Source organism: Bacillus cereus group sp. BfR-BA-01356 (assembly GCF_022663635.1).
Classification (GTDB): Bacteria; Bacillota; Bacilli; order Bacillales; family Bacillaceae_G; genus Bacillus_A; species Bacillus_A cereus.
Map to the genome: position 1 here is coordinate 15,236 of NZ_JAKUFX010000069.1, position 15,603 is coordinate 30,838.

A 15,603-nucleotide genomic window follows, 5' to 3' on the forward strand; every position below is an offset into this window, starting at 1 on the left:
TTGAAACAAAATAAAAGAAAACGTATAAATGCAATGATTATAGCGGCGGCGTTATCACTTCCGTTTGCTGTTTATTCAACACCTGCTTTAGCGGCAGTAGCAATTGAGGCGAATAAAACTGGACAAGGTTTAGAAGATGGTACATATGACGCTGTTATTAAAGCGTATAAAGATAAAACGAATGAAGAGTCTATGGCAGCTGTTTATATAAAGGATCCGAAATTAACAATTGAGAATGGAAAGAAAATTGTAACAGCAACGTTAAGTGATAGTGATTTCTTTCAATACTTGAAGACAGAGGATATTCACACTCCAGGTGTGTTTCATGATGTAAAAGTAATATCAGAAGATAAAAAGAAAAACGGAACGAAAGTGATTCAGTTTGAAGTAGGAGAATTAGGAAAAAGATATAATATGCAAATGCATATTTATATTCCGACAATGGCCTATGATAATAAATATCAAGTGCAGTTTGAAGTAAATGCTTTAAATTTAGAAAATAATGTTCCAGAAAAGCAAAAGGAAAATAAAGAGGATCAACAGGATGAAGACGGAAATGTAATATTAGATAAGCAATTACAAAGGCATATTAATAAGTATAATTTAAATAGAGAGAATCTAAATACGCCAATAACTAAGGAAGATTTATTAAAAGTTAAATCTTTAATAGTCGTTGAAGCGAAAAGTAAAGGAATACAAGACGTAAGTGGTTTAGAATATATGACGAACTTAGAAAGCTTAACATTGGAAGAAGTTAAGTTAGAAAATATACAATTTATCTCAAGTTTGAGACAATTGAAATCATTAAGTATAACTTATGGTGAACTTAAAGATATTGGACCTTTGGCTGAGTTAGAACATATCGAAAGTTTAAGCTTGAGAAACAATAAAATCTCGGATTTAAGCCCATTGAGTCAAATGAAGAAGATCAAAATTCTAGATTTAAATAGTAATTATATAAAAGATATTAAACCATTATTTACAGTGAAATCTTTAAGGACTTTGATTGTGGCAAATAATCAAATTAGTAATGCAGGTCTTGAAGGAGTTCACCAATTAAAGAATTTAAAGACATTTGAAATAAGCAATAATGGATTGAGTAATGTTGAACATATTAATGGAATGAATAAATTAATTGAATTAGGGCTTTCCAAAAATGAATTAGTAGATCTTACGCCATTATCAAAATTGTCAGGGTTACAGAAATTAAATCTAGAAGAAAACTATATTTCAGATATAACGCCACTTAGTCAATTAACAGGTTTATATGATTTAAAACTAGGTTCAAATGAAATTCGTGATGTTAGATCAGTTCAAGAACTAGGAAAAAGAATGTATATCGATATTCAAAGACAAAAAATTTTTTTAGATGATGTAGAAAAAGATAAGGAAGTTAAAATACCTATTTATAATTTACAAGGAGAGACACTTGATACTATTCAATTGAAGAGTGAAGATGGGATCGTTAATAATGGTTCTGTTAAATGGGGGACTACCGGTGAAAAAACATATGAATTTATGTTGGATATAAATCCAGAAGAGAATCGTATTAAGTTTAATGGAACAGTAATTCAAAATGTTGTTGAAAGATTAGACGAAATCAAGGAAACAATAAAAGAGAATAATGAACAAAAGGAAAATGTAATTCTCGATAAAACTTTACAACAACATATTAATAAAGAGAATTTAGGTAGAGAGAATGTAAACGCTCCTATCACAAAAGAAGATTTATTGCAGATTAAAAAACTAGAGATACTTAAAGAAAAAGGAAATGAGATAAAAAATATAACAGGTTTAGAGTACATGACGAACTTAGAAAACCTCACTTTAGAAGGAGTAGGCCTGAAAAATATTGAGTTCATCTCAAACTTGAAACAATTGAATAATGTGAATGTATCTCATAATCAAATTGAAGATATAACACCACTATCTTCATTGGAAAATTTACAGTGGTTAAATCTTGCGGACAATCATATTAAAGATGTAACGGTTATTGGTTCCATGCTAAACTTACTTAGTTTAAAATTAGCTGAAAATGAGATTCGTGATGTAAGGCCATTAATACAATTAGGTCAGTGGATAACAATTGATGTTAGAAGACAAAAGGTCATTTTGGATGATGCAGAAATAAATAAAGAAGTGAAAATTTCTGTATATGATTTAGAGGGAGAGCCAATTGAAAAGATTACACTAAAGAGTGAAGGTGGAACGCTTACTGATGAGGGAATCATTTGGCGTACTTTAGGAGAAAAAATATATGAATTTGATTTAGATGCAGATCATTATGAGACTGGCATATTATATAGTGGCATTGTAATGCAGAATATAGTAGAAAAATTAATACCAAAAGAAGAAGTGAAAGAACCAGCAAAAGAAGTTGAAGAAACAAAAGAAGAAGTGAAAGAACCGATAAAAGAAGTTGAAGAAACAAAAGAAGAAGTAAAAGAGCCGGTAAAAGAAGTTGAAGAAGCGAAAGAACCAAAGAAAGAAGTAAAAGAATCAGCAACAGGATTGGATCAAGAGCCAAAAGGGAATAATCAAGTTGTTGAAAACGAGGGAAGAAAAGCAGACACTTTAAATAAACAACATACTAATAAGCCAGAGGAAGGCAAGAAATTTTTACCATCAACAGGCGGTGAAACTAGCACATCGACTTTACTTTCTGGGTTAACACTTGTTCTTTCCGCACTAAGTATGTTCGTATTTAGAAAGAGATCATTTAAGAAATAAATAACGTTTAATCTTATTATTATATATAATTAATTTTTACTTTTTTTGAGCAGACATTATCATGGCGGTTTTATTAGAAACATGCATATGATGATGTCTTTTTTACGAGAGAAGGATATTGCTGAGGATTGTCTAAGTGTATTAGAAAAGGAGGGGAAGTTATGCATATTGATTCTATTTCAAAGATCGAAGAAGCTGCAGAATTTATTTCGATGATGAATAAAGATATTACGCAGCATGTTGGTTATTGCGGGGAGAATCATGAAGAAATATTGGACGCTATTCTTCATGGTTTTTCTGATATAGGGTGGGAGAAGTCTTTTGTCGTTTCTTATAATGATAATAATGAAATTGTAGGTGTATTAGGGTTTGATATAGATGAGGTAAGCGAAAGTGCGGAGATTTGGGGGCCTTTTATTATAGCTTCGAATTGGGGGGAGCTTGCTTTAAGTATGTGGGAGAAACTTATCGAGAAGATTCCACTTCATATTCAAAAGTTTCATGGATTTTATCACGTGAAAAATAATAATGGCATCGACTTTATGAAATATTTACAAGCTAAAAAACAAGAGAAACATAGCGTTTTAATTTTAAAGAAAACTAATGTAGAGCAATGTACAATGAATCAAGTAGAGGAAGCATCTCAACAAGTATTTGAGCAGTTTATTGCTTTACATAATTATGTTTTTCCTAATACATATTATAAAGGAAATGAAATTATTGAACGTTTAAGTGATACGAATAAATTATTTGTAAGTAGGAAGAATGGTAAGTTAGAAGGTTACGTATATGTTGAAGTAAATCCGGAGTTTCAAGAAGCGAATATCGAATTTATTGCAACCGCTGAAAATAGTAGAAGAAAAGGTGTCGGAGAGCAGTTATTACAAGGGGCAATTCAGTATATTTTCTCCTTCCAAGAGATGAAAGAGATAGAACTATGTTTGAATACGAATAATGATCGTGCGATGGAGTTGTACAAGAAAGTAGGGTTTGAGGAGAAGGCATGTTTACAACACTATATAATAGAGTAAAAACCCATTCGTATGAAGATTATATTTCATACGAATGGGTTTTATTTCATTTACTTTGCCGCCCTCGGTAATAACAGATTCAGGACTAATTTGAGGGCCGAATTCTTCTTGTATAAGAGGTGATAATCGTTACATAACCTTTTTTATTTTTTTCGGGATTTCTTTCGTTTGCGAATTAACATCTTCTTTTTTTAGCTCTTTAAAAAGAGAAGTGACCATAAGAACGACTACAATAGAAAATGGTAGCGCAGCAATTATAGCTGCGATTTGTAGTGCATTTAATCCTCCAGCTTGTAATAAAATAGCGGCAATTATCGCGATTGTTAATCCCCATATAAGTTTTAAACTATTTTTCGGTGATAAGCTTCCGTTACTCGTTTGCATGGAAACGACAAATGTTGCTGAATCGGCAGAAGTAACGAAAAATGTGGCTACTAGAATCAACCCGATAATCGTTAAAAATGTAGAGAATGGTAGGTGTGAAATAACAGCAAATAATCCAATCTCTGTACCATTTTTTGCAATTTCATCAGCTATTCCAAGCGATTGGAACATTTCCATATGGATTGCGGTACCACCAAATACTGCAAACCAAAATGTACAGATAAGAGTCGGGACTAATACAACTCCAAAAATAAATTCTTTTATTGTGCGCCCTTTAGAAATACGTGCGATAAATGTGCCGACGAATGGAGACCAAGAGATCCACCATCCCCAATAGAAAATAGTCCAGTTTTCAATCCAAGAAGAAGATTTTTCACTAAATGCTCCTAAATTTAATCCCATACTAGGCAAAGCTCCAATATAAGAACCGAGTGTAGATGTGAAATATTTCATAATAAATACGGTTGGCCCTAAAAATAAAAAGGAGACGAGTAAAATACCTGCAAGAGAGAAATTTAAGTTACTCAAATATTTAATCCCACGATCTAAGCCAGTTTGTGCACTCGTTAAATATAAAACGGCGAAGATGGCGATAAGTACGAGCTGTGTAAGTAAAGTGTTATGAATAGAAGGGAATAAATAGCTTAATCCTCCAGCAATTTGTTGAGCACCAATCCCAACAGATGGTACAATGCCAAATACTGTGGCTAAAACAGCTAAAATATCGACTGTTTTTCCGATACGAGAATTTTTCGATCGATTAAATAATGGAGTAACTGTAGCCCCGATAGTGCTACCTTTTTGTTTGCGGAATGTGAAATATGCAATTGTTAAAGCGACCATTGCGTATAGTGACCATGGAAAGAGACCCCAGTGGAAAAATGAATATTGCATAGCGAGTTTGGCACTTTCCTCTGTCCCCGCTTTTCCTGTTAATGGATCTGTAAAATGTGAAATCGGTTCAGCGATTCCATAAAAGAGGAGTCCAATTCCCATTCCTGCCCCAAACAACATGGATAGCCAAGATGGATAATTATATTTTGGCTTTTCTCCATCTTTACCAAGACGAATAGAACCGTACTTGGAAAATGCTAAATAAGCAGCCAAAATAATCATTGTAGTCATAAGTAGAGAGTAAAACCATCCAAATTTATTGAGGATAAATGAGTTTAAAGAAGATGTAACACTTTGTAAATCGTAGCCTTGTATCCAACTTGCTGGGGTAATTCCCCATATAATGAATAATGTTGTTAGCAAGAAGGAGATATAAAATACACTGTTTTCTTTTTTTATCATAGAATCCCACCCTTATTTAATAAAGTTAACAATTATAATAATCATAACAATTAAGTTTTTAATTGTCAAAAAATTCCCTTTTTATAATGTGAAAGGATGCAATTTGTTTTAGGGAGGTAAAGAGCAATGCGTTCACGATATGTACAAATTATAGGAAGAAATAATATGAAATATTGCATTTTATATTGTTACATCCAGATTTTATGTTAAATTCTTGAATGGAATATTAAAATAGGGGGCAAGGATATGAACAAGAAATCAAAGATCAATAAAGTGATGCTTAGCATTAGTACAATGGCTTTATCGTTAGGCGCACTTCAAACTCATGCAGCAGCGGAAGAAAAAGTACCGTATAACGTGTTAAAAACGAAACCGGTTGGAATTGAAAAGTCGGTAGATGAAGTTGGACATATTTCAAAAGTTGATGAAACTTTATCATTTCAAGAACGTTTAAAAGTAGGAGATTTTTCACAGCGACCAGCATCTATTACGAAGAAAACTGCAGTAAAGCAGGTTAAAGAAAGCTATTCAATGGCTGATTTAAACAAAATGAATGACCAAGAATTAGTTGAAACGTTAGGCAGTATTAAATGGCACCAAATTACAGACTTATTCCAGTTTAATGAAGATGCAAAGGCTTTTTATAAAGATAAAGGAAAAATGCAAGTCATTATAGATGAATTAGCTCATAGAGGTAGTACATTTACGAAAGATGATTCAAAAGGAATTCAAACGTTTACTGAAGTGCTGCGTTCAGCTTTTTATCTTGCATTTTATAATAGTGAATTAAGCGACTTAAATGAAAGAAGCTTCCAGGATAAATGTTTACCTGCTTTAAAAGCAATCGCAAAAAATCCAAACTTTAAGCTTGGTACAGTTGAACAAGATACAGTCGTATCTGCGTACGGTAAATTAATTAGTAATGCTTCAAGCGATGTTGAAACGGTTCAATATGCATCGAATATTTTAAAGCAATACAATGATAATTATACTACTTATGTAAATGATCGAATGAAGGGACAAGCAATATACGATATTATGCAAGGTATTGACTATGATATGCAGTCGTACTTAACTGAGGCTCGTAAAGAAGCGAATGAAACGATGTGGTATGGAAAAGTAGATGGGTTTATTAATGAAATAAATCGTATTGCTCTTCTAAATGAAGTAACGCCAGAAAATAAATGGCTCGTTAATAATGGCATTTATTTTGCTAGCCGTTTAGGGAAGTTTCATAGCAATCCAAATAAAGGATTAGAGGTTGTTACACAAGCAATGCATATGTACCCGCGCTTAAGTGAACCGTATTTTGTTGCGGTAGAACAAATTACAACAAATTATAATGGTAAAGATTATAGCGGGAATACAGTAGATTTAGAGAAAATACGTAAAGAAGGAAAAGAGCAATACCTACCAAAAACGTATACATTCGACGATGGATCAATTGTGTTCAAAACAGGAGATAAAGTATCAGAAGAAAAAATTAAGAGACTATATTGGGCTGCGAAGGAAGTAAAGGCACAGTATCACCGTGTAATTGGAAATGACAAAGCGTTAGAGCCAGGAAATGCGGATGATGTATTAACGATTGTAATTTATAATAGTCCAGATGAATATCAGTTAAATAGACAATTGTATGGATATGAAACAAACAACGGTGGAATTTATATTGAAGAGACAGGTACATTCTTTACATATGAGCGTACACCAGAGCAAAGTATTTATAGTTTAGAAGAGTTATTCCGTCATGAATTTACTCATTATCTGCAAGGGAGATATGAAGTTCCTGGTTTATTTGGAAGAGGAGATATGTATCAAAATGAAAGGCTAACTTGGTTCCAAGAAGGAAATGCAGAGTTTTTCGCAGGATCTACTCGTACGAATAACGTTGTACCAAGAAAGAGTATAATTAGCGGATTATCATCTGATCCTGCAAGCCGTTATACAGCAGAGCGTACACTATTTGCTAAATACGGTTCTTGGGATTTCTATAATTACTCGTTCGCATTGCAGTCTTACTTATATACGCATCAGTTTGAAACATTTGATAAAATTCAAGATTTGATTCGTGCGAATGACGTGAAAAATTATGATGCATATCGTGAAAATCTAAGTAAAGATCCTAAGTTAAATAAAGAGTATCAAGAGTATATGCAGCAGTTAATTGATAATCAAGATAAATATAATGTACCGGAAGTAGCAGATGATTATTTAGCTGAACATGCACCGAAATCGTTAACTGAAGTGAAAAAAGAAATTAGTGATACGTTGCCTATGAAAGATACAAAAATGACAAAACATAATTCTCAATTCTTTAATACATTTACATTAGAAGGTACGTATACAGGTAGTGTCACAAAAGGTGAATCAGAAGATTGGAAAGCAATGAGTAAAAGAGTAAATGAATCTTTAGAACAATTGGCGCAAAAAGAATGGAGTGGCTACAAAACTGTTACAGCATACTTCGTCAATTATCGTGTGAATAGCTCAAATGAATTTGAATATGATGTAGTCTTCCATGGAATCGCAAAAGATGATGGAGAAAATAAAGCTCCAACGGTTAATATAAATGGCCCTTATAGCGGTCTTGTAAAAGAGGGAATTCAATTTAAAAGTGATGGCTCAAACGATGAAGATGGAAAAATTGTTTCTTATTTATGGGAATTTGGAGATGGAAGCACAAGTGTAGAAGTGAATCCAGTACATGTATATGAAAGAGAAGGTTCTTATAAAGTATCGTTAAGAGTAAAAGATGATAAAGGCAAAGAGAGTAGAAGCGAAACAACTGTTACGATTAAAGATGGAAGTTTAACAGAATCAGAACCAAATAATCGTCCAGAGGAAGCAAATCGTATCGGGCTAAATAGTACGATAAAAGGTAATCTTATTGGCGGGGACCACACTGATGTTTATACATTTAATGTAGCATCAGCGAAAGATATCGACATTTCTGTTTTAAATGAGTATGGAATTGGGATGACATGGGTACTTCACCATGAATCAGATATGCAAAATTATGCAGCTTACGGTCAAGCCAATGGGAATCATATAGAAGCGAAATTTAATGCAAAACCAGGCAAGTATTACTTGTATGTATATAAATATGATAATGGCGATGGAACGTACTCATTATCAGTAAAGTGAAACTTTAATCATTCATCCTCCAATGATTATTAGCCCACACCAATCGGGGGAAAATAAGCACTTTTCCAATGTATGTTTAACTTTACTTTTTGTGGAAAATAGTATATTATATAGATATATAATATATCGGTTATTTTCTAGGAGGAGCCTGTCACAATAGGTTTCTCCTGTTCTTTTTTAGGGGCCTGTTTTACAGGCTTTTCTTTAAAGATTAAATAACTGAAAATTAAGAACTATAATCTTTGAAAGAGGTGGGGCATACACATAACAAAAAAGGGATTGTTTAAGAAAGGGGGATAAGAAATGGTCTTGTTTGGTTATCCACTTGAAACAATTTATTTATATGGATTTATTATTGCTACTATACTCACTGTTATTTATATCTTCTTTGGAGATATATTTGAATCGATATTTAGTTTTGGGGGCGGATCTGTATCCGTTGTTACTTTATTACTTAGTTTCTTCGCCATGTTATGTGGGCTTAGTTATATAGGAGAGTACTTATTTTCCTTTAATAGTATTACTATTTTCGGGGCTGCATTTGCTATATCTTTTATCGGTGTTTTCATCATGAAAATACTAATTTTAAAACCGATTGCAGAAGCAGAACAAAATACGATGCAACGTATGGATGAATTTATCGGTTGCAAAGGAGAAGTCATTACGACAATTCCTACAGAAGGATTTGGTGAAGTATTAATTTTATCCCAATTTGGAAGTAATGCAATCCCAGCTAAAACTGTTGGAAAAAAAGATATTTCGCAAGGAACAGAGGTTATTATCGAGGGAGTCCAAGATGGTGTTTTACTTGTACAAAACATCGCTTATTCTTTAAAAAAACCAAAATTATAAGGGGGAATTTACATGACGATTCCATTAATTATCGGTGGAGTTTTACTGGCAATTTTAATTCTACTCATTTTAGTGTTCATTACGAAGTATCGTACGGTTGGTCCAGATGAAGCGTTAATTGTTACAGGGAACTGGCTTGGTGGAGGAAAGAATGTTGTTACCACTGATGATGGAAAGAAGATTAAGATTATCCGCGGGGGCGGTACTTTCGTAGTTCCAATTATGCAAAGAGCAGAGCCTTTAAGCCTATTAAACTACAAATTAGAAGTTGGTACACGTGATACTTATACGAAGCAAGGTGTTCCAGTTACAGTAAATGGTGTTTCTATTATTAAAGTAGGTTCTACAATTGAAGAAGTATCTACTGCAGCTGAGCAATATTTAGGAAAAGAAACAGAAGAGTTAAAAGTAGAAGCAAAAGAGGTTTTAGAAGGTCACTTACGTGCAATCTTATCTTCTATGACAGTAGAGGATGCGTATAGTAATAGAGAGCAATTTGCTCAAAAGGTACATGAAGTGGCTTCTACAGATTTAAAGAAGATGGGACTTCGCATTGTTTCTTTCACAATTAAAGAAATAATGGATAAAAACGGATACTTAGATGCACTTGGTCAGCCACAAATTGCGACAGTTAAGCGTGATGCAACAATTGCAAATGCAGAGCGTGAAAAAGAAGCACGTATTGAAAAAGCACGTGCTGAAAAAGAGGCAAAAGAAGCAGAATATCAACGTGATGCACAAATCGCTGAAGCTGAAAAACATAAAGAATTAAAAGTACAGTCCTATAAGAGAGAACAAGAGCAAGCACGTGCAGATGCGGATCTTTCTTACGAATTACAACAAGCGAAAGCACAACAAGGTGTTACAGAAGAGCAAATGCGCGTTAAAATCATTGAGCGTGAAAAGCAAATCGAGTTAGAAGAAAAAGAGATTGCGCGTCGTGAAAAGCAATACGATGCAGAAGTTAAGAAAAAAGCAGATGCAGATCGCTATGCTGTTGAGCAATCAGCAGAAGCAGAAAAAGTAAAACAAATTAAAAAGGCAGATGCGGATCAATATAAGATTGAAGCTGAAGCGAGAGCTCGTGCGGAAGAAGTACGTGTGGAAGGTTTAGCGAAGGCGGAAATCGAAAAAGCGCAAGGTCAAGCGAAAGCGGAAGTACAAAAAGCGCAAGGTACAGCAGAAGCAGATGTTATTAGATTAAAAGGTTTAGCAGAAGCAGAAGCGAAACAAAAAATTGCTGAAGCATTTGAATTATATGGTCAAGCGGCAATTATGGATATGGTTCTTAAAATGCTTCCAAGTTATGCGAAGGAAGTTGCAAGTCCGCTTAGTAATATTGATAAAATCACAGTTGTCGATACAGGCGGCGGTGGTAAAAATAGCGGGGCCGGAAAAGTTGCGGGCTATGCGACTGATTTAATGGCAACGATGCAAGAAACGTTAAAGGCTTCTTCTGGAATTGACTTAAAAGAGTTATTAGAAGGATTTGCAGGAAAAGGAGCAGTGCAACAATTATCAAGTGATAAACCTGTTGTATCTGTAGTAGAAGATGAGAAAAAAGAAGTAGAAAAAGATAAAGAATAATAAGGTGGAAAGAACCTCTAGTAAGTGAAATACTAGAGGTTCTTCTGTGAATTATAATATTTCGAATAATATACATTTTTATACATTGTTTTAATTATTTAATTTATATAGAATGAAAAAGATATGTATCAATTCTTTATGATGTAGAAAAAGATAGAGAGTCTCATCGATACATTTAAATCGTATTATTTTTATAGAAAGATTAAATGTTAATTAATTACATTTAAAACGGTATGGAGGGGTAGAAGTATGTTTCAAGGGAAACTAAGGAGTAGTAGTTTAAAAACAAAGTTACTTGTATCATTTATTATTATTTTAGTTCTTCCAAGTATTGTAATTGGTTGGACGTCTTATCAACAGGCGAAGACGAATTTTAATGAAACGATTTTAAACTCGGCGAAAGATAATATAAAAATTTTGGATAATGTAATTAATAAAGAATTGGATAGTAAAAAAGTAGATGCAACTTATTTTACGAAATTATTCACACAATCAAGTTACCAAGCAGATCAAATTCAAAACATACAAAATAAACTAGAAGAATACAATAAACTGCATCCAGAAATGGAAGCGATCTATACAGGATCTAGTAATGGACAGTTCATTCAATCACCAGCTATTCAGATGCCAGATGGATATAATCCTACAGAAAGAGATTGGTATAAAGAGGCCGTAAAGAAAAGCGGAGAAGTAATTGTAACTGCTCCATATAAGTCAAAAACGACAGGGAATATTGTTATTACACTAGCAAAGCAAAACGAGGATAAAAGTGGAGTTCTTGGGATTGACTTAATCATTAATGATATTGTTACTACTTCCAAGATGGTTAATATCGGTAAGGAAGGATATGTAGCGATATTTGATCAAGATAAAAATGTAGTAGCGCACCCGAAAATGAAGCCAGGAGAGAAATTAGAAGAGAAACTTAGTAAAGAATTGTATAAACAGGAAGCTGGGGATTTTCATTATTCATTAGATGGTGAAGATCGCAATATCACTTTTAAAACGAATAAGAAAACTGGATGGAAAATAGCAGGAATTATGCCTTCCAAAGAAATTATCGAAGCGGCTGAACCTATTTTCTATAAAACAATAACTGTTCTTGGAATTTCACTAATAATCGGTGGGATTGTAATTTACTTCATAATTGCGTCTATTATTAAACCGTTAAAACAACTTGTCATATCATCGAAGAAGATTAGTGAAGGTGATTTAACAGAATCAATTACAGTTCATTCTAAAGATGAAATTGGACAGCTAGGAGAAAGTTTTAACGAGATGGCTACATCGTTACAAAGTGTCATTTCCAATATAAACACTTCAGCAAGTCATGTAGCGGCATCTTCAGAAGAATTAACAGCTAGTATGAAGCAGACAAGCGAAGCGACGGAACAAATTACACAGGCGATAGAGCAAGTATCAAGTGGTGCAGAAATACAAACGAAAGAAGTTGAAGAAGGAGCAACATTGTTAGAAGAAGTTACAGAAGGAATTCAGCGTGTTGCAGATAGTTCTTCATTAGTATCTACAGCCTCTATGTATACGAAGAAAAAAGCTGAAAATGGTGGGAAGTTAGTTGAACAAACTGTGAATCAAATGCAATTAATTCATGAGTCTGTTTCACAGTCAGACAAAATCATTGGTTTGTTAGACGATAAGTCGAAACAAATTGGAGCAATCCTTGAAGTGATTCAACATATTGCAGAACAGACAAATTTATTAGCGTTAAATGCGGCAATTGAGGCTGCGAGAGCTGGAGAGCAAGGAAGAGGATTTGCAATTGTAGCAGATGAAGTGCGAAAGCTAGCAGAACAATCAGGACAGTCTTCTACGGAAATTGGGAAACTAGTGAAAGAGATTCAATTTGATATAAAAGAAACAGTAAGCTCTATGAATCAAGTTGGAGCAGAAGTACAATCAGGACTTGTAGTTGCAAATGAAACGAAGCAAAGCTTTGCTGAAATATTGAAATCTACGGATGATACAGTTGTACAAATTGATAACATGGTAGATGTAGCAAAACAAATGACGGTAGATGCAAAACAAGTAAGTGCATCTATTAATGAAATTGCAGCTACAATTGAAGAAAATGCAGCAAGCGTTCAAAATATTGCTGGTTCCTCTGAGGAACAATTAGCTTCAGTAGATGAAATAAATGCAGCAGCAGTCCATTTATCACAAATGGCAGAAGAATTACAAGAGATGATTAGTAAGTTTAAAGTGTAATAACGAATGTTAAGAAACGAGGTAGTAATTTTACTTCGTTTCTTTTTTTATGAAGAGAAAAAGAAAGAAATATAGAGTAACCGTGTTATGATTAAGTATAATTAAAGAGACTGTATATTCTTTAAATTCTATCTTTAATCATGTTAGGGGAATGGTTTTGAAATTAAAAAAATTAAAACTCCAACCGAGAATTACATTAACTATTAGTACACTTATTTTAGTTGTACTTATGCTAACGAGTTATTTATTTTATTACATATTATCTGAAACGGTAGAAGAGCAAATTGGCAAAAGGGCTTTGCATGTTGCGAAAACAGTTGCTGCTATACCTGAAATAAAGGAAGCTTTTCAAAAAGAAAACCCAGCTTCTATTATTCAGCCGATTGCAGAAAGAATTCGAATGGATACAGAGGCTGACTTCATTGTAGTTGGAAATAAAGAGGGGATTCGATATGCACATCCTGAGCGAGATAAAATAGGAGAAGCGATGATTGGTGGAGATAACAAAGGCGTTTTATTAGAAGGAAAATCATATGTTTCGAAAGCAACTGGATCATTAGGCCCTTCATTACGCGGAAAAGTTCCAATCCGTAATCAGGAAAATGAAATCATTGGTGTGGTGTCTGTTGGATTTTCAATGGATGATATTCATGGAGCGGTAGAGGTGTATGGAAAGCGTGTATTTTGGATTACAATAATAGGGCTATTAATTGGAGTAATCGGCTCTATATATTTAGCGGCAAGTATAAAAAGAATGATGTTCGGTATGGAACCAGAAGAAATTTCATCTTTATATGAAGAGCATAGTACAGTGATTCAATCTGTACGTGAAGGGATTATTGTAATCGATAAAAATGGCATGATTAGTTTAGTCAATCAAGCAGCTTATGATATTCTTTCGCTAGATAAACAACAAAATATTATTGGGGAATTTATTTTAAATGTAATTCCTAATTCAACGATACTAGATGTACTTCAAACTGGTGAAGAACAGTTTGATCGCCAATTAAATATAAAAGGACAGGCTGTTATTGCGAACCGTCTACCTATTAAAGTAAAGAATAAAGTAACTGGCGTTGTATCGAGCTTACGTTTGAAATCTGAAATGGATCAGTTAACAGCAGAATTATCTCAGACGAAGCAATATACAGAGGCATTACGAGCGCAAGCGCACGAATATAACAATTTATTGTATACGCTTTCAGGTCTTATCCAATTAGAATCATATGAAGATGCTTTAGAGCTTATTCATAAGGAAACAGCGATATATCAAGATTTTGTTCAATTTATTATGAAGCGGATTCAAAATCCATGGCTAGGTGGAATTTTAATTGGATTTTATAATAGAGCACGAGAGTTGAAGATTGATTTTATGCTAGATAGAGAAAGTGGTTTAGACAAATTAAGTCCACATATTGAGAGTAATTATGTCGTTTCTATTTTAGGAAATTTAATTACGAATGCATTTGAAGCAATTGAAAAAAATGAAGAGAATGATAAGAGAGTAAGGATGTTTGTAACTGATATTGGAGAAGAAATATTAATTGAAGTGGAAGATTCAGGGCAAGGGATTCATGATGAAATAATTACTAGCATATTCTATAAAGGCTTTTCGACGAAAGAAGGAGGAGAGCGAGGATATGGATTAGCAAAAGTGAAAGAGTTAGTAGAAGATTTAAATGGAAGTATTGCAATCGAAAAAGGGGATTTAGGTGGTGCGTTATTTATTATTGCACTACCGAAAGAGAGAGGCGAATAGTAATGGGTGAGGAGATTGAAGTATTAATTGTAGAAGATGATATTCGGATTGCTGACATTCATCGTCGTTTTACTGAAAAAATTGAGGGATTTAAAGTAATTGGAACGGCAACGACTGGAGAACAAGCGAAAGAATGGCTAGAGCTTGTGAAGCCACAGCTTGTGTTATTAGATGTGTACTTACCTGATATGCAAGGAACGGAACTTGTCACATATATTAGGCATCATTTGCACGATACAGATATTATTATGATTACAGCGGCATCGGAAACAGATGTAGTGAGGCACGCCCTGCGGGGCGGAGTAACAGATTATATTGTAAAGCCACTAATGTTTGATCGATTTAAGGCGAGTTTGGAAAGTTATCAAAAAAAGATTGTGCAGCTGAAGAAAAATAATCAATTATCTACAGAACAAATAGAACATTTATGGTCTCAAAGAGGCGTAAAGGGAAATGAAATGGAATATGCCCCGAAAGGGATAGACCCCATCACTATCAAGCTAAGATTATACAATATCAAGTATAGTAGAGATTATTTCTTTTTTCTAAAAGCCAGGCTTAGAAAATTTAAAGGTTTGCATGCGAAATAAACCC

At 33.7% G+C, this 15,603-nt stretch carries 8 protein-coding genes and 2 pseudogenes; 9 read left to right on the plus strand and 1 reads right to left on the minus strand.

Annotation, left to right across the window (positions count from 1 at the left end):
* Positions 1-2,730, plus strand: a complete 2,730-nt coding sequence (locus MR168_RS20710) for an NEAT domain-containing protein (protein ID WP_242291469.1) — start codon at positions 1-3, stop codon at positions 2,728-2,730.
* Positions 2,731-2,891: 161 nt separating this feature from the next.
* On the plus strand, positions 2,892-3,761 hold the full coding sequence (locus MR168_RS20715) for a GNAT family N-acetyltransferase (RefSeq protein ID WP_086411956.1): 870 nt from the start codon (positions 2,892-2,894) through the stop codon (positions 3,759-3,761).
* Positions 3,762-3,890: 129 nt separating this feature from the next.
* Here MR168_RS20715 and opuD read toward each other — a convergent pair whose 3' ends face one another.
* Positions 3,891-5,441, minus strand: a complete 1,551-nt coding sequence (gene opuD / locus MR168_RS20720) for a glycine betaine transporter OpuD (RefSeq protein ID WP_086411955.1) — start codon at positions 5,439-5,441, stop codon at positions 3,891-3,893.
* Between the two features lie 246 nt (positions 5,442-5,687).
* On the opposite strand from opuD, the gene colA reads away from it, so the two are divergent.
* The 7 genes and pseudogenes from colA to MR168_RS20750 form a co-directional block, all read left to right on the plus strand.
* Positions 5,688-8,585 (plus strand): collagenase ColA, encoded by a 2,898-nt coding sequence (gene colA, locus MR168_RS20725; protein ID WP_061113507.1) that lies wholly within the window; start codon positions 5,688-5,690, stop codon positions 8,583-8,585.
* A gap of 303 nt (positions 8,586-8,888) precedes the next feature.
* Entirely contained in the window at positions 8,889-9,437 is a 549-nt protein-coding gene (locus MR168_RS20730) for an NfeD family protein (protein ID WP_000242444.1), read from the plus strand.
* Positions 9,438-9,449: 12 nt separating this feature from the next.
* Complete coding sequence (locus tag MR168_RS20735; RefSeq protein ID WP_000155019.1) at positions 9,450-11,024, plus strand: flotillin family protein; 1,575 nt, start codon at positions 9,450-9,452, stop codon at positions 11,022-11,024.
* 249 nt (positions 11,025-11,273) lie between these two features.
* Positions 11,274-12,308: pseudogene (locus tag MR168_RS33940) on the plus strand (HAMP domain-containing protein); the annotation flags it as partial.
* Positions 12,309-12,389: 81 nt separating this feature from the next.
* Positions 12,390-13,250 carry a methyl-accepting chemotaxis protein gene (locus MR168_RS33945; RefSeq protein ID WP_372584302.1) on the plus strand — a complete coding sequence of 287 codons (861 nt, stop codon included), beginning with the start codon at positions 12,390-12,392 and terminating at the stop codon, positions 13,248-13,250.
* A 151-nt stretch (positions 13,251-13,401) separates the two neighbouring features.
* On the plus strand, positions 13,402-15,009 hold the full coding sequence (locus MR168_RS20745; protein WP_086411953.1) for an ATP-binding protein: 1,608 nt from the start codon (positions 13,402-13,404) through the stop codon (positions 15,007-15,009).
* 2 nt (positions 15,010-15,011) lie between these two features.
* A pseudogene (locus MR168_RS20750) lies at positions 15,012-15,506 on the plus strand (response regulator); the annotation flags it as partial.
* Between the last annotated feature and the right edge of the window lie 97 nt (positions 15,507-15,603).

Bases quoted from the DNA above. Each gene is read 5' to 3' on its own strand.
- MR168_RS20715 (WP_086411956.1), top strand. From the start codon at position 2,892: ATGCATATTGATTCTATTTCAAAGATCGAAGAAGCTGCAGAATTTATT.
- opuD (WP_086411955.1), bottom strand. From the start codon at position 5,441: ATGATAAAAAAAGAAAACAGTGTATTTTATATCTCCTTCTTGCTAACA.
- colA (WP_061113507.1), top strand. From the start codon at position 5,688: ATGAACAAGAAATCAAAGATCAATAAAGTGATGCTTAGCATTAGTACA.
- MR168_RS20730 (WP_000242444.1), top strand. From the start codon at position 8,889: ATGGTCTTGTTTGGTTATCCACTTGAAACAATTTATTTATATGGATTT.
- MR168_RS20735 (WP_000155019.1), top strand. From the start codon at position 9,450: ATGACGATTCCATTAATTATCGGTGGAGTTTTACTGGCAATTTTAATT.
- MR168_RS33945 (WP_372584302.1), top strand. From the start codon at position 12,390: ATGAAGCAGACAAGCGAAGCGACGGAACAAATTACACAGGCGATAGAG.
- MR168_RS20745 (WP_086411953.1), top strand. From the start codon at position 13,402: ATGGTTTTGAAATTAAAAAAATTAAAACTCCAACCGAGAATTACATTA.